At 44.4% G+C, this 15,923-nt stretch carries 16 protein-coding genes; 8 read left to right on the forward strand and 8 right to left on the reverse strand.

Annotated elements, in window-relative coordinates; translation table 11 throughout:
- Window positions 1-13: 13 nt before the first annotated feature.
- From ACFQV5_RS16630 to ACFQV5_RS16645, 4 genes are all read right to left on the reverse strand, one after another.
- Complete coding sequence (locus ACFQV5_RS16630) at window positions 14-988, reverse strand: polyprenyl synthetase family protein (protein WP_379248472.1); 975 nt, start codon at window positions 986-988, stop codon at window positions 14-16.
- Window positions 989-1,004: 16 nt separating this feature from the next.
- Entirely contained in the window at window positions 1,005-1,451 is a 447-nt protein-coding gene (locus ACFQV5_RS16635) for a hypothetical protein (RefSeq protein WP_379248473.1), read from the reverse strand.
- Window positions 1,452-1,570: 119 nt separating this feature from the next.
- A complete protein-coding gene (locus tag ACFQV5_RS16640) occupies window positions 1,571-3,448 on the reverse strand; it encodes an FAD-dependent oxidoreductase (protein WP_379248474.1) in 1,878 nt (625 codons plus the stop codon).
- Window positions 3,449-3,535: 87 nt separating this feature from the next.
- Window positions 3,536-4,420, reverse strand: a complete 885-nt coding sequence (locus ACFQV5_RS16645) for an FMN-binding protein (protein WP_379248475.1) — start codon at window positions 4,418-4,420, stop codon at window positions 3,536-3,538.
- A gap of 419 nt (window positions 4,421-4,839) precedes the next feature.
- On the opposite strand from ACFQV5_RS16645, the gene ACFQV5_RS16650 reads away from it, so the two are divergent.
- From ACFQV5_RS16650 to ACFQV5_RS16670, 5 genes are all read left to right on the forward strand, one after another.
- Window positions 4,840-5,043 (forward strand): CsbD family protein, encoded by a 204-nt coding sequence (locus ACFQV5_RS16650; protein WP_379248476.1) that lies wholly within the window; start codon window positions 4,840-4,842, stop codon window positions 5,041-5,043.
- Between the two features lie 46 nt (window positions 5,044-5,089).
- Window positions 5,090-5,335 (forward strand): hypothetical protein, encoded by a 246-nt coding sequence (locus tag ACFQV5_RS16655; protein WP_379248477.1) that lies wholly within the window; start codon window positions 5,090-5,092, stop codon window positions 5,333-5,335.
- Between the two features lie 200 nt (window positions 5,336-5,535).
- Window positions 5,536-6,780: an MFS transporter gene (locus ACFQV5_RS16660; protein WP_379248478.1), complete on the forward strand. Its 1,245-nt coding sequence runs from the start codon at window positions 5,536-5,538 to the stop codon at window positions 6,778-6,780.
- A gap of 25 nt (window positions 6,781-6,805) precedes the next feature.
- Entirely contained in the window at window positions 6,806-7,468 is a 663-nt protein-coding gene (locus ACFQV5_RS16665; protein WP_379248479.1) for an NAD(P)H-binding protein, read from the forward strand.
- Between the two features lie 67 nt (window positions 7,469-7,535).
- Window positions 7,536-7,916 (forward strand): RidA family protein, encoded by a 381-nt coding sequence (locus ACFQV5_RS16670; RefSeq protein WP_379248480.1) that lies wholly within the window; start codon window positions 7,536-7,538, stop codon window positions 7,914-7,916.
- 69 nt (window positions 7,917-7,985) lie between these two features.
- Here ACFQV5_RS16670 and ACFQV5_RS16675 read toward each other — a convergent pair whose 3' ends face one another.
- From ACFQV5_RS16675 to ACFQV5_RS16685, 3 genes are all read right to left on the reverse strand, one after another.
- Window positions 7,986-8,744 (reverse strand): tryptophan-rich sensory protein, encoded by a 759-nt coding sequence (locus ACFQV5_RS16675; protein WP_379248481.1) that lies wholly within the window; start codon window positions 8,742-8,744, stop codon window positions 7,986-7,988.
- Between the two features lie 106 nt (window positions 8,745-8,850).
- Complete coding sequence (locus ACFQV5_RS16680) at window positions 8,851-10,473, reverse strand: response regulator transcription factor (RefSeq protein ID WP_379248482.1); 1,623 nt, start codon at window positions 10,471-10,473, stop codon at window positions 8,851-8,853.
- A 6-nt stretch (window positions 10,474-10,479) separates the two neighbouring features.
- A complete protein-coding gene (locus tag ACFQV5_RS16685) occupies window positions 10,480-12,255 on the reverse strand; it encodes a cache domain-containing sensor histidine kinase (RefSeq protein ID WP_379248483.1) in 1,776 nt (591 codons plus the stop codon).
- Window positions 12,256-12,400: 145 nt separating this feature from the next.
- Between ACFQV5_RS16685 and ACFQV5_RS16690 the strand changes: the two genes are divergently transcribed.
- The 3 genes from ACFQV5_RS16690 (at window position 12,401) to ACFQV5_RS16700 (ending at window position 15,539) form a co-directional block, all read left to right on the forward strand.
- Window positions 12,401-13,282 carry a carbohydrate ABC transporter permease gene (locus ACFQV5_RS16690; protein WP_379248484.1) on the forward strand — a complete coding sequence of 294 codons (882 nt, stop codon included), beginning with the start codon at window positions 12,401-12,403 and terminating at the stop codon, window positions 13,280-13,282.
- Window positions 13,282-14,118 carry a carbohydrate ABC transporter permease gene (locus ACFQV5_RS16695; RefSeq protein ID WP_379248485.1) on the forward strand — a complete coding sequence of 279 codons (837 nt, stop codon included), beginning with the start codon at window positions 13,282-13,284 and terminating at the stop codon, window positions 14,116-14,118. Before ACFQV5_RS16690 ends, ACFQV5_RS16695 begins: the two co-directional genes overlap by 1 nt.
- 137 nt (window positions 14,119-14,255) lie before the next feature.
- Window positions 14,256-15,539 (forward strand): ABC transporter substrate-binding protein, encoded by a 1,284-nt coding sequence (locus ACFQV5_RS16700; RefSeq protein WP_379248486.1) that lies wholly within the window; start codon window positions 14,256-14,258, stop codon window positions 15,537-15,539.
- A 130-nt stretch (window positions 15,540-15,669) separates the two neighbouring features.
- Here the strand turns inward: ACFQV5_RS16700 and ACFQV5_RS16705 are convergent, their stop codons facing one another.
- Window positions 15,670-15,873: a PLDc N-terminal domain-containing protein gene (locus tag ACFQV5_RS16705; RefSeq protein WP_379248487.1), complete on the reverse strand. Its 204-nt coding sequence runs from the start codon at window positions 15,871-15,873 to the stop codon at window positions 15,670-15,672.
- Window positions 15,874-15,923 lie beyond the last annotated feature (50 nt).

A 15,923-nucleotide genomic window follows, 5' to 3' on the forward strand; every position in this document is an offset into this window, starting at 1 on the left:
AACTCCTTTTTTATTATGCTGCAGAGAAATACTTTAGAAGAACTTTCAGATCTTCATGGGCAGGGTAGCTGGATAATTGCTGGATGATGGCCTGAGCCCGATCCAGAAACGTACGGCTGAATTCTTCTGTCTTCTTCAGTGCTCCGCACTGGCGTATGGCTTCAAGTACCTGCTCGATATCTGTTTCAGAGGAGTCTGGGCCAATGGAGCGGATCATTGGAGACAAGGAAGGCTCCTGAAGGGCGTACATGACAGGAAGCGTAACCTGTCCGTGACGGAGATCGCTCCCAGCTGGCTTTCCGAGTGTAGCTGCATCTTGTGTGAAATCCTTCAGGTCATCCTGAATTTGAAAGTGCAGTCCAAGACACTCGCCGAACTCATACAGCAGATCAGCAGTATGCGTGTCACAGCCTGACGAGAGGGCGCCTGTCCGAAGACATGTCGCCATCAGCTGTGCTGTTTTATTACGAGATTTCTCCAGATACTCTTCCAATGTCTGATCGTAGTTAAAGGCATGGGTCATCTGCTGGTACTCTCCAATGCACAGCTGGGTGCTGGCTAATGAAGATAGATCATGAACATATCGTTCTTGTTCGGAAGAATACTGGGAGAGCAGCTCTACAATACGCAGTGACATATAGTTGCCGATATGAACGGCCGAGCTCACGCCAGTCTTTAAGTGCATGGCAGGCTGTCCCCTGCGCAGATCAGACCGGTCTATCACATCATCATGGATGAGTGAAGCAGCGTGTATAAATTCTGCAGCAGCGGCAAGCTGCCATTGTTTGCGGCCAAGAGATTTTGATCCGAAGCGGGCACCTACAAGTACCATCACGGGACGAAGACGTTTACCGCCGGAGCGGACTAACTCCAGCACACTTTTGGCTACAATCGATGAGCGGGGGAGGTCGGGATCAAATTTGACAATGTTCTCGATTTCCCGGTTCACCCGGTTGATATCCATGTTTAACGCTTCGTGCAGTTTCATCTCGGATTCCTCCCCGTTACATTGCTCTGCCTGCCTGTTTTTGATTAAATTCATCGCATAAGAACGTCTCGAAATGTTTCGTTAGATCTTCATCTACCCATCGTCCTTCGGCTAAAGCGATTTGCTGCCGTTTGAGCACCGGTGCCAAATAGCATACCAGATCGGTCTCACGGTATTTAACAGCTAATTGAAGATAGAAGCTATATAGGTAATCACCATCTAATATATGCTTGGTCAGCTCAGGATTGCTGAAAGAACAATCCTGATGTCGCTCCTGCGCCATATACAGTAAGCTGTAGAGTGCCATCAGGACAATCTGACGTTTAGGTTCCAACTGATGAGGATCCAGCACGTCAGCCATCCGGTTCATATCACGACAAGGGACATCGAGAACGATTCCGGCAATCGGAGACCATTCTTCTTGCAGTAGACGGAAGGTATCGTTCATCAGTCGAGAATTCATTAAGCCCACTCCTTCGAGACGTTGTTATGGATCAAAATCTTTAATCATCTGTAGTTACAGAGGAAGTCATATGCAACTAGATATGCATATGACTTCCGCTTATCAATCAATATCTTTTCCTAATCAGTATACAAGTACCATCTTTTAACGAGCGGAACCTTTTTCCAATGCTTCTTGAGCCAAGGCAGAACATAGTAGTCAAGACCAAGTGTGCTTCCGGAACCGCCAATCATTGCGATCGCTGCAGTTACGAACCAGAGCATTTCATAAGGAGCCATACCCGAAGTCCAGATCATAACACCCATTGCGATAGTACCGATGGAAGCAACGGCTGTGAACAGACCAGCAATGAGCATCAGACCGAACACGATCTCTGCGGCAACCATGCCGACTTGGAACACAGAAGCGAGAGCAGTGTAACCGCCGTCTGCGGTGTAGAAGAACATATCCATGAATCCGCTGACCATATCGCTGATGAATCCTGGTACAGGAAGAGCCTCAACAGCATCTTTTGCTGTCGACACTGCAGAAGCAGCGGTTTGTGCGTCAACGGTTTGAGTAACAGCTTCGACCGCTTGAGTTGCTGCGGTTGTTCCATCTGGTGTTGGAGCAGGAGGGATCAGGAAGATCCGGTTCGGATCGTCAATGATTTTAAGCATCTTCTCCCAGCCTTCACTCAGCCACATAAAGCCCAGATATACGCGTAGCGGAACGAGCCAGAAATTCGGGGAACGTTTCGAGAAATGTCCTCCGAGGAAGCTTCTACGGTTATTTACATGGAAGAATTCATGCATCATATAAGTCCATACTTTGTTGAAACCGGCCACTGTAAACAGGTAGAACATGTTGATGAAGTGTTTGGACAGCATCGCCATAAATCCGGTCAGCATGAACATTTTATTCGGTAAACCTACATTGGCTACACCATAGCGGCTGCCGATGCAGACCATTGTACCGTGGAATGACGGTTTATAAGATTTTTTCGTACCACCCATAATATCTGCATGTAAGTTATGTGCGATAAGTGGTGCAGCGTGCTCTGCGTTTTCGACCATTTGAGGTACAGGACGAGTCTCGCCTTCTGGAATGAAGAAGATGTTATCCCCGACGATGTACACATTCTCATGGTCAACACTTTGCAGTTTATCGTTCGTTACAATACGTTTACGTCCTTGTTGCTGAACATCTAGATTGCCGACCAGGTCGGAACCTTCAACACCAGCCGTCCATACGATGGTGCTGGCAATGATTTCATTGCCTTCTCCGAGAATAACGCGGTCTTCACCAACACCGGTAATCTTAGCTCCGGTGATGATTTCAACACCCATTTTGCGAAGGTGCTTCTCAGATTTAGCGATTAGCTTATCAGGTAGGATCGGCAAGATTTTTGGAGCCATATCGGCTACAACGAGACGAACCTCGGATTTATCAATATAAAATTCTTTGCACAGTTCATCACGGAACTCAGCCATCTCTCCGATGAGCTCGACACCGGTAAAGCCGGCACCTACAACAACGAAGGAGAGTTTGGACTTGCGAACGGCAGGATCCAGCTCTTTAGCAGCTTCGCGGAAGCTGTGACGAATTTGTTCTTTCAAACGGACAGCATCTTCAAATGACCAGAGTGTGAATGCATTTTCCTCTGCTCCTGGGATACCGAAGAAGGTTGGCTTACAGCCAGTACCGATAACCAGATAATCATATTCATAAACAGCATTTTCAGAAGTCAGTTTCTTACCTTCGAAGTCGATGTTGTTAATTTCATCAAGAACAACATTCACATTTTGACCAGCAAATATCTTTTTTAGGTCGATTTTGACCGAATCCTCCGGTGTACGGTTACAAGCTACCTCATGCAGCTCTGTCAATAAGGTGTGGTAGGGATTGCGATCTATGAGTGTAATTTGTACATCTTTATTCTTTTTAAACTTTTTAGCTAGCTTTTTAGCCGTCAGTACGCCGCCGTAACCTCCGCCTAATAAAACTATCTTCTTCATAAACTCACCTCGTTAGATACAGTGTATTGTAAAAGCAGAATCGGGAGATAACTCCCGATCTTCTGCTTGTGTATTGCGTTGTACGTGTTACTTCTTAGCTCCTTCAAGAGCCTTTTCTGCAAGTGTGAAGTATTCTTGAACGCCGATGGAAACACCGCTGATTGCATCTGTTTTACCTTCGTCGTTGAAGCTTGCGCTACCTACGCCTTGGTTCTCAAGGAAGAACTGTTGAGCTTTTTGAACTTGCTCGTGCCATTCAGCTTGAGCGCCACCTTTTTCTTTCATGCCATATTTTCCATCTTTGGAGAAGTCTTGTTTGTCTTCGCCAGCTTCGTTAACACCGCTGAAGTAAGCTGCAACAACATTGCCGTTAACGACAGTCAAATCAACTGTTGATTTCCAGCCGCTGTTCGCATCCATTTCGCCTTCTGCATGATAAGCGCCATCTTTATATGGACCAGCTTCTGTCGGACCTGCTTGCAGAGCTTTTTGAGCAAGTTCTACGAACTCATTCACAGAAATGGAAACACCGCTGATTGCGTCTGTTTTACCTTCATCGTTTACTGTGATTGCTGCAGGATCTTGTTTCTCAATCAGGAATTGTTCAGCTTTTTCAGCTTGTTCGTGCCATTCAGCTTGAGCACCGCCAGCTTTCATACCGTATTCACCGGATTCAGAGACAGTTTTCTTATCAGGACCTGCTTTGATGTTCGTTGCGTTCCAGTCTGCATCAGTGATTTTTCCGCCTTCTACTTTCAGCGTTACATTGTACTGCCAACCGGATTTTTCGTTCATTTCACCTTGTGCAAAATAAGTTCCGTCTTTCAGTTCTCCAGTTGCTGTTTGACCAGCAGGTGCTTCAGTTTGGGTTTTGTTTGCATCGGTTTCTGGAGCTTTATCTCCTCCGCAACCTGCGAGCAGACCGCCAAGGATCAGAGTGCCGGACAAAATGATGGACAATTTCTTTTTCATACAGATGACCTCCACTTTTTTGTTTAAAATTTGGTGAAAAATATGGTATTAAAATGTTGAAACATTTTAATAACGTATGACATTACCGGAATACGGCTTTAGCCAGTGCCTGATTCCGTCAAACAGCGAAAATATGCGGCTTTTTACCCGGTAAAAGCTTGGAAAGGTGAGTCGGTATGACTACCATTCGATGGAATCTTAGCATATAAAACAGGAGTTTTATGTGAAAATAATCACTAATTATTTAGAACTTGAGTTTTTAATTAAAATTTAATTCTTCATGCTGATTTTTTGGATCAAAACAGGGGTTCCAGCACAAAGGAAAGGATTCAGAAAAGGGTGACCCGGGTAATCGAAAATATAGACAAATGGCTATGATCATAAGAAATACTATTTTATTAATAGAGGAGTGATTGAGCATGGACAACAACGTATTTAAAGGGAAATGGAATCAACTCAAAGGTGAAGCTAAGAAGCAATGGGGCAAATTGACTGACGACGATCTTGATGTGGTTGCCGGTGAAAGAGATAAGCTCGTAGGCAAGCTTCAAGAACGTTATGGACATTCAAAGGATGCGGCAGAGCGTGAGTACTCGGATTGGAGTGCACGTTTCAAGGACTAATGATTTGTTTATGACTTCATTCCATTAAGGAGAGGGCGGGGCTATCATGTACAACACCAAGGTTGTAACTGGCAAAATAATCGAAATTCGAGATGATCACGTAGTTACCCTGCAAGGGGACACCGTTAGTACGTATCATTTGAGGTATTATAAGATGCTAGATGAAGAGCCCCTCCCTTTAATGGAACCTGAATATGAAGCGGAGGCGAATTCCGTAGGGCTATTTCAAAGAGATTGGAAGCCCTTTGTCTCTTGGATGTTCACTTGGAAAAAGAGCGCGAATCGTGCTTAATATAGGTGGTAGACGGCTATCGTTCATGGAACGACAGCCGTCTTTTTTGAATAAGTATCTTAAAGGTTGAGCGGCTTGAAAATATATTTTTACTGCCTTATTGACAGTGGATGTTCTGGGTGTAGAATGGGGTCAAAGAGAGTGTGTTCAGCCCATATAAGACACCAAAGGAGTGTATCCCCATCAAGGCTGTAAGAGTTATGCACAGACCACAGCGCCTGGTTTCCAATCAGCGTAAACATCTGCTAACAGCGACTTGGGAAGGTGTTCCCGCCGTTATTTATCAGACGCTGCTTGGAGGTCCGTTTTTGACAGGTTATCTGCTTTATTTGGGCGCTGAGTCCAGAGAAGTGGGATTTGTGCTCGCTGTCACCACGTTTTTTAACATTCTTCAGATTTTAACTGCTTACTTGATTCAACGGTTACAGTATCGGAAGAAAGCGATGATTGTGTTTACGATCCTGAACCGTTTGATGTGGGGAGCTACAGGTGTTATACCATTTGTGTTTGATAAGCAGTGGTGGCTTCCTGCATTCTTGGTCATGTATATGGGAGCTTTTATTGCCGGTACGGTATCTGGAATGCTCTGGACATCAATTATTAGCGACATCGTTCCTTCGAAGGTCAGGGGACGTTATTTCGGTATCCGAAATACGATACTGAATGCTTTAGGTGCTGTGGTTCTCTTTGTTGGTGGAATGATATTGGATCGGTATCCGGGAGGAACAGGTTTTCTGATCTTGTTCATACTGGCTTGGATTGCAATTGCGGTGAATTTATCGTTATTCTTCTTATATCCAGATCCTCCGTTTGAACATTCGAAGGAACGGGAATTCTGGCCAATGGTGAAAAAACCACTCGCAGATCAGCCCTTTATCAAATCAACACTATTTCTTGGCGGGTGGCTGTTTTTACAAACATTAGTTGTGCCTCTCTATTCATATGCTATGCTGGATGTGCTGCATGTTTCTTACGCCGTTGTCTCGATTATGACGGTGGCTCAGACGGCCATCATGATGATGGGGTTCTATGTATGGGGTAATTTGAATGCACGCTTTAGCAACCGCAGGTTGTTGTTTTGGACACTGCCGATTATTGCATTGTCTTGCCTGTCTTGGGGGCTTTTGTCCCTGCTGCCGGTTATTCCGGTTCTACTCTTGTCTCATATGCTTCTAGGAGCAGGTGTCGGGGGATTCAACCAATTGGCATTCAATTTTATGATCGGGGATACACCTAAGGGAGATCGGCCAATGTTTATAGCGATGTATTCAGCTATTACGGGGTTAGCCTCATTTTTGGGACCTATGATTGGTGGACAGGTGTTTAAATTCATGGAGGGTACACCTGATTGGATACAACAGTATGGCTTTCAAGCATTCGTTGGCATGGTCATGCTGCTGACGGCTTTTACACTTGGACGAAAAATACTACGTGATATAATTTGAGTCAGGAAAAAGGGGGGAGCTTCCATTGGGAATGACGTCTCTCGTTATGGGAGCCACAGGGCTGGTAGGACGTCAGGTTACAGAGCAGTTGCTGAATTGTGAATTTATTGATGAAGTGCGGCTCCTTGTTCGGCGTCCGATCGATATAACCCATCCAAAACTGTCTGTGATCCAGATAGATTGGGACCAGCTAAATCATTATGGAGATGCGTTTATAGGTGTTGATAGTGTATTTAGCTGTCTTGGGACAACGATTCGAAAAGCCGGATCACAGCAGCAGTTTCGGAAAGTTGATCTGGATTATGTAGTAGCAGGTGCCAAGTTAGCCAAACAGGCGCAAGTCCGTCAATTTTTGGCTATAAGCAGTGTTGGTGCTGATCCGAAAGCTAAAGCTTTTTACAGTAGAGTTAAAGGTGAGATGGAGGAGGAGTTATGCCGGCTTCAGCTTCCGGGGCTTCATCTGTTTAGACCGTCGTTGTTACTTGGTGAACGAGATGAAAGGCGATTCTTAGAGGGGGTTGGTTCTGTCTTGATGACAAAGCTCGACTTTGCCTTTAGAGGACGACTTGCTCAGTATCGTGCAGTGCCAGCTTGGAAGGTGGCCAAGGCCATGGTTAATATTTCTGCAACTCATACTAGAGGAAATCATATATATCCTAATGAAGTTATACATGTTCTAGGTGAATGATATAAACTCATAAACAGATCCATTAGAATTGAATGCTAAGGGATGGAAATAGGAAGGGAGAATACATATGACAAAGAACATATTATCAACGACAAAGGCACCTGGTGCTATCGGACCCTACAGCCAAGGTGTTGAAGTAGGAGGATTTGTTTACACTTCCGGTCAACTTGGGCTAAATCCGGAGACAGGAGAGTTTGGAGAGGGCGTTGCTGAACAGACAAGATATTCTTTAAGTAACGTCAAAGCGATTTTGGAAGAGGCTGGAACGAGCCTTGATCAAGTTGTTAAAACAACTGTATTCTTGAAGGATATGAATGACTTCGCCGCAATGAACGAAGTATATGGAAGTTTCTTCACAGAGCCGTACCCGGCGCGGAGCGCGGTCGAGGTAGCTCGTCTTCCAAAGGACGGTCTTGTTGAGATTGAGGTTATTGCTGTAAAAAAATAATGCGTTAGCTTTAAAAAGAGCTGTCCCGTTTCAGGATCCAGATGGATCCAAATCGGAACAGCTCTTTTATTAATTACGCTCCCGACTACGTACGAAGAATAACCAAATCGCATAGATGAATAGAATGGCAGCTAGAATAAAGGAAGTGATCAGGATTTTATCTACATCCTTATGTTCTACTGCAATGGAGATGTATGCCCAGACGAATACGAGTGGAAGAATACTGTCACGGGATGGATAACTAATCAGTAGAGCAAGTATAGCTCCAATGCACAGTAGGGCAATACTCCAGCCTAATTCGGTTAGACCTAGCGGGGACCAGCCATTTTTATGAATGACGATACCGACGTTTACAAGGAAAGCTGCGCATACCCATCCGAGATATATACTGAACGGGAGTCTTATTAGTAGCATTTCTCCTGTTGTAGGATAAGAGATTCTTCGTGTCTTGCGGTATATAACACTGACAGTGATTACAAGCATCAGCATGGCAGCAACGGACCATTCAATATAAAGGTAGTGCCATAAGAAGAGCCAAGCCATGTTAAAGAGGCAGCTGAGTATAAACCATATCGAAATGGAAAGGACGGAATCACGGGTACCGGTTTCCCTGCGAAGTTGATAGATAACGAATCCGCCGAGCAAAATATAGATTACTGACCATATGATAAAGGCATAACCGGCGGGCGTTATGTTTATGTAAAACTGGTCTGATATTTCTTTGGTGCTTCTCCCACCGAGAGGCAAGGTGTTAGACAAGATGTTCACCGTGATGACGGCTAGAAAAGCTATGACGTTCCACCACCGATAAGTGTTGGTTCTGTACATCGTATCTCCTCCTCAACAAGGTATGGATGATTGTATGACGGATAAACTCAGTGTATTCGTGCTTCTTTCACTATATTAAATATACCCAAATCATATGGAATCAAGCCTATATCGCTTTTTCTTTACGATACTCATTGGGTGTTTGTCCTTCGAGTTTTTTGAATACTTTGCTGAAATACTTTTCATCATGGTAACCAACCATTTCAGCAATCTGAACCATTCTTAAGTGAGGGTTAAGAAGCAGTAACTTGGCTTTATCAATCCGGATTCGTCCGAGAAAATCAGACAGTGTAACGCCAAATTCCTGTCTAAATTTCCTTGAAATATACTCCCGGCTTAAATAGAAACGGGATGCAATATCTTGCAGTGAAATCTCCTCGTGATAAGAATTCTCCAAATAACGGGCAATATCATGAATGATATGATTTTCTCTCGAATGCATTTGGGTCATCACTTGGGAGGTGGCATATATTCGTCCAATAATTTGCTGCCTCCAGCGATCCCAAGAGAGTGTTCCATCTTCATTCAGTGGAAGGAGAAAAGGGAGATCCTGAGAAATTTCAACATCTTCTTCAGGCGTTTGCCCTTCAATTACTTCGGGCTCGGTCCATGAATGCTGCAGCCACTCCCATTCAGAGTTCCAGCGAACCAGATGCTCAGGGGAAACGGCTCCTCGACGCCGTACTTCCATCAGCCATTGGTCTGCAGCAGCTTCAATTTGTTCTCTATTGCCGCTTAGTGCCGCTAGTCTGAATTTCTCCTCATAGGATGCAAGCCTTAAGGTTCTAGCTCCACTGCTCTTCACACAGCGATCCTGGTGGATACGGATATGCTGATGGTTATCTAGCAGATTACGGCACCAAAGAGCCTGTTCCGCATCTTGGTAGGCTTGTGGGAGGCCCTCTGGGAAGTTCATCGTATTCCCTGTGCCGAAGTGGATACGGCGGCGAAGTGTAATGTATATTCCGTTATTCATCTCATTCAGTATTTTTGAAAAGGAGATGTTAGAGTCCCAGCAAAGGATGATGATCACGCCTGGTTTATCCATATGACGGAATGCTGCCCCTGTGTCCTTTAGCAGTTCATTACAAATATTGATCAATGTATAGGCAAGCAAATCTCGTCTGTTCCGGAACTTGGTCAGCAGATCTCTGTCAAATTGCAAATCATTAATGATTGCTACAGAACAGGTAGTTACATATTCCGGCAGCGGAATTCGGTCTCGAAGCTGTCCAATCAGCGAGTCCTTATGTCCTCTTCCCATGATAAGATCTGTCCAAAGACGCTCTAAATAGAGTGGTTTCATCTGATTCACTTCGATGCTCTGATTCGTGCTAAGGCGGCGCTTCTCCTCATCCAAGTACCATGCCTTTGTCGCTTTTTCTAGTGCTTCATTCAGGGCAACAGGATTGACAGGTTTAAGTATATAATCCATCCCTCCGTTACGAATCGTATGACGAACGTATTCAAAGTCGTCATATCCACTGATAACGATCACTTTGATCTCAGGCATATAGGTATGAAGCCAGGACAGAAGCTCTGCTCCGTCTTTCCGAGGCATGCGCATATCCGTCATAACAATCTGAGGAGAATGCTCTTGGATTAATTCGATAGCTTCCTCACCATCAGCGGCCTGCAATATGTCCTTGATCCCGAGGCTTTCCCAATTCGCCAGCAGTTGGATAGCATCCCTAACATGTCTTTCATCATCAACAATTAGTGTTTTCATCTGGAATTACACTCCCCATGCGTTTATTTCCAAGGTAACTGCAACACCGTGCGGCCGTACATTCTCGATAGAGAGCAGGGCGGTATTATCAGAATACAAGTTCAGGCGCATCAGTACGTTATTCAGTCCGATTGAATAGCCGTTATCTATTTCTTCATATTTGGAAGCTTGATTGAGCATGTTCTGGAGCCTAACCAGCTCTTCTGAGTCAATGGAAGACCCTGTATTTTCAATCCTTATGCTCAAGCGGCCAGTGCTGGTAACCCGTGAGGAAACCAATAAGCGTCCACTCTCTGAGCGGCTATCCATTCCATGCTTGAAATAATTTTCAGCGATGGGCTGTAGGATCATTTTTGGAATGGGTGCATTTAGACTTTCAGGTTCAATCTCCCACACCACTTCGAGCTGATCGCCAAAGCGCTCCTTTTGCAGCTCAAGATATAATTCAAGATGGTTCAGTTCATCCTGAAGCGTAACCATGGCCTCGCTGTTTCGCATGTTATATCGCATGATGTCAGCAAGAGAGGATAATAGTGAATAAATGCGAGGTACATTATGTTGAAGAGCTAAAGTACCGATTGACTGCAGAGAATTATACAGAAAATGCGGATCAATCTGCGCCTGAAGTGCCTTTAACTGATTCGTTTTGTTGGCCAGCTCAAGTTTGTATTCTCTGAGGATCAAGTTGTTGATTGTATCCATCATTTGACGGAAACGACGAGATAGAGCACCGATCTCATCGGGGCTATTGACATTGATTTCAACGTCAAGCCGGCCGATCTGTACCTGATTCATATAACTGGCAAGTTGTTTAATGGGTTTTGTAATACGAATTGAAATCCATAACGTCCCGAAAATGACGGTTAGAAGTGCCAAGACTGCAATAACTACATTGATGCTGGTCAGCTCCGTCGAATTTTTGTATAAAGAGTGGTGCGAAATCTGTTTTACCAATGTCCAGGGGGCAAACGACACATCCAATTTTTCATAGACACTCATTGTTTTACTGCCGTCATAGTAGCCTCTCTCCTTAGAAGAAATCTCATCCATTAGATCCTGGTCTTTCAGTTTCGTTCCAATCTCATCCGGATTCCCGCTGTACACCACAAGGCCATCGTCATCGATTAAGTAAACCTGTTCTTCGCCTTTAGCGTAAAGCTGTTCACAAATTGCCATGATGCTGTCTAATTTCACATCAATCGCCATTAAAGCCTGCTGCTTCGTAGAAGGTATGTTGGAAATCGAACGATAAAAGGTAAATACATTCTGATTGGGCTGGTCAGCCGGTCTCGGCGTGAAGCCGTAGCTGTGACTCATATGTACAGGCTCAATGGCGGTATCGCCACCATGTTCAAACGGTTCCCACATGCTGTACGGTTTTGAACGGAACTCTCGGCGGGGAACCCCACTTGTGACTTGGGTGGATTGGCCGGACAGATGGTTATGCAGATATACCTGATGAATATCTGAATTTGTAATTAATATGGTTTGGAGTGTCGTGTAGATCTCTGCTACCACTCGGTGATTATCTGGACTAAGTGCAAGATTTCGCAGGAAGTGAGGATCAGAGTATACAGAAAGAGAAGCACGGTTGATGTTGTTCAGATAATTGGTTAAGTTCGTTTTTCCTTGATAGATGAGCCGTATGTTTTCATTTACGGTCTGCTCTTTGACGGACTCCCGGGTATGAAACAGGGTGATAACGAGCGACAGCAAGAGTGGTATGGTCGTAACGGCAAGCATGAACTGAATAAGCCTTGTACGAATACTTCGGATTTTCATATGGGTCACCTCAGAATTTCTTGTCGGCAAGTTAGAGGTCAATATATTACTCCTATCGGTTCATGATCCTCTGTGTTTATTGTCCTTTAGTTGCTGGATAATGGATTTACATATTACAAAAGTATAAGAAAAGGAGGAGCACAGGATGCAACGGAATAAAACTTCACGATGGATTCAGCAGCTCGTTTTCGTGGGACCCTCCACATTTTTTTTCATCCTGATCATGATCATACCATTCCTGCTCGGTTTATATTATTCCTTAACCAATTGGAACGGGGTATCGGATCAGGTTAAGTGGGTCGGTTTCGACAACTTTATTACTATTTTTACGAATGATCCTAAATTTAAAGATGCCTTCAAGTTTACGACACTTTTTACGGTGCTTGGGGTAATCTTCACGAATGTGTTAGGTTTTTTTCTGGCATACCTGCTTACAAAGCCTTTAAAAACCCGGAATGTGCTCAGAACGATCTTTTTTATGCCAAACGTTATTGGTGGTTTGTTACTCGGGTTCATTTGGCAGTTCATTTTCGTGAAAGGGTTTTCAGCTATCGGCAATGCAACAGATCTTTCTTTCTTTACCCTCCCTTGGCTGGGTACAAAAGCTACCGCTTTCTGGGCGATCGTCATTGTGTTCGTGTGGCAAACCGCCGGTTATTTAATGGTTATTTACATTTCCTCACTCAATAATGTTCCTAAGGACATTCTGGAAGCTGCGGAGATCGACGGCGCTAGTCGTGGACAGGTGCTTCGGTCCATCATTCTACCGCTTGTTATGCCTGCTGTCACTGTCTGCTTGTTCCTGGCTATTTCGTGGTCGTTCAAAATGTTTGATCTGAACCTCTCCCTGACAAAAGGTGGACCGTTTGGCTCGACTGAGTCGGTTGCTATGAATATTTACAACGAGGCCTTTACGAACAATCGTCTGGGACTTGGTACCGCTAAAGCCGTTATCTTCTTTATCGTAGTAGCTATTATAACAAGTCTGCAGGTTCGATTCACGAAAAGCAAGGAGGTCGAAGCCTGATGGAAACGATCAAAAAATACCGCACGGGTACGTTTGTCACTGAAATCATTATGATCCTGCTCGGTTTGCTCTTTCTAGTTCCTTTTTACTTTTTGTTCGTGAACTCGGTCAAGACATTCGGTGATCTCCTTACAGATTCCGCAGGCTTGCCGAAAGCAGTGGAATGGACGAACTACTCTCGTGCATGGACCATCACGAAATTTCCGTCTGCGTTTTTGAACTCGTTCATTGTTACGGTTGTAAGCAATTTGCTGCTGGCTTTATTCAGCGCCATGACAGCGTATCAGATGGTCCGCCGGGATTCTCGGTTTAACAGGCTGCTCTTTGCGATGTTTGTAGCTGCGATGGTTATTCCTTTTCAATCGATCATGATTCCGCTCGTGAAAGTAACATCAATGGTTGGACTAGGTAACAGTTTAGTTGGTCTCATTATTTGTTATTTGGGATTTGGAGTACCGCTGAGTGTGTTCCTGTTCCATGGTTTTACGAAATCAATTCCGCTGGAGATTGAAGAAGCAGCTACCGTAGATGGATCAAGTCCTTATGGTGTGTTCTTCCGGGTCGTATTCCCACTCATGAAGCCGATGTTCGTGACGGTAATTATTTTAAATACACTTTGGATCTGGAATGATTATCTGCTTCCGTCTCTCATTCTGACATCGGCAGAGCTGCGTACGATCCCTATTGCAACCTTTGCCTTCTTCGGACAGTATACGAAGCAGTGGGATTTAGCTTTACCGGCTCTGGTGCTTGGTATTACGCCGATTATCATTTTCTTCTTGGCCATGCAAAAATATATCATCGAGGGAATTACGGCAGGTGCTGTAAAAGGTTAAGTTTGATAGGGTGGTCAATTCCATCCCCCTGTTATATCAATATCGTACCTGATGTTACGAAGAAGAGTTATCTATACTAAAGAAGCAAACGGTTTCACGATGTATTCAAGAGTTATAAACAAAAGGGAGGATTTCAAATGAAAAAATACAGTAAGCTCGCATTGGTCATGGTGTTGGCGTTCTCTGCTCTTCTGGCGGGCTGTGGCTCGAAGAGTGATGAAGGTGGATCAGAAGAGGGGTCGAGTGGTACCAAGACATTGAAAATATTTCAATTTAAAGTCGAAATCGCTGAAGCGATGAGCAGAATGAAGGAAGCGTACGAGAAGGAACACCCAGGCATTAAGCTGGATATTCAGACGGTCGGCGGAGGTTCGGATTACGCTGCTGCGCTAAAAGCAAAGTTTGCTTCCGGCGAGGAGCCTGACATTTTTAATGTGGGCGGTTACAGAGATCTGGATACTTGGTTTGAAAAAGTCGAGGATCTATCTGACCAGCCATGGGTCGGTGATGTTGTGGATGTTGCGAAGGAGCCTATGACGAAGGACGGCAAGCTCTATGGTCAGCCAATGGCGATCGAAGGCTACGGATTCATTTATAACAAGGACCTGTTTGCTAAAGCGGGAATTACTGAGCTTCCCAAAACATTGACAGAGCTGGAAGCAGCAGCTCAAAAGCTGCAAGCAGCCGGAATTACGCCATTCGTAAACGGTTATCAGGAAGCATGGATTCTGGCCAACCATCTGCTTAACATCGGTTTTGCTCATCAGAAGGATCCAAACGCGTTTGTTGCAGGCATGAATGAAGGGACAGAGAAGATGGTTGGGAACGCTGTGTTTGATGAGTGGATCAAGCTGTTTGATCTGACGATTAAATATGGGCAGAAGAACCCATTAACAACGGACTATAATACCGAAATCACGACTTTTGCTAGTGGTGAAGCAGCGATGACTCAAAACGGAAACTGGACACAGGGTCAGATCGATGGTATTAATCCTGAACTGAATATCGGGTTTCTGCCTATGCCGATTAACGACAATGCAGAGCAGAATGATAAGCTTCCTATAGGTGTGCCGAATAGCTGGGTCGTTAACAAGAATTCTAAGATGAAGGATGAAGCGAAAGAATTCTTAAACTGGCTTGCGACCTCTGAAACGGGTAAGAAATACATGACAGAAGATTTCAAATTCATTCCGGCTTTCAAATCTATTGAGGCTAACACGGAGACGCTAGGCGACTTGGGAACAGATATTATGAAATATAGCCAAGAAGGTAAAGCGATCAGCTGGGAATTTAACAAGTTCCCTGATGGCGGTATGAACGAATTTGGCAGCCAAATGCAGGGTTATGTTGCAGGAAACGTGGATAAAACTCAATTATTCGAGGCGCTAGAGCAGTCTTGGGAGAGTTTGAAGGCGAAATAATAAGATATACATGAATTGCAAGGGGCGCTATAGCCCACAAAGCATATAAAAAGAGGTGTTCAGCTTGCCGATGATCGGCAGCGAACACCTCTTTTTATATGTGATGACAGTTTGAAGAAGGTTTATTCCGTTAATAATCACGAATCAGGAGATAAACGATGACACCGATAACGGGAAAGAACAAAAGACCTATCATGACAAGCAGGGCGTATTCGGAACTTTTGCCTCTGCGTCTAGCATCACGGTAGCCCCAAACACAAATAGAGATATACAAGAATAAGAAGAACAAGGAAATAAGCACTCCAAAGATCCCAAGACCGAAAGTTACACTCATGATCTACACCAAACCTCTCTGAAACGTTATAATAGATAGTTACGATGGGT

This window comes from Paenibacillus sp. GCM10028914 (assembly GCF_042666275.1).
In the GTDB taxonomy this organism is placed as follows: domain Bacteria; phylum Bacillota; class Bacilli; order Paenibacillales; family Paenibacillaceae; genus Paenibacillus_AQ.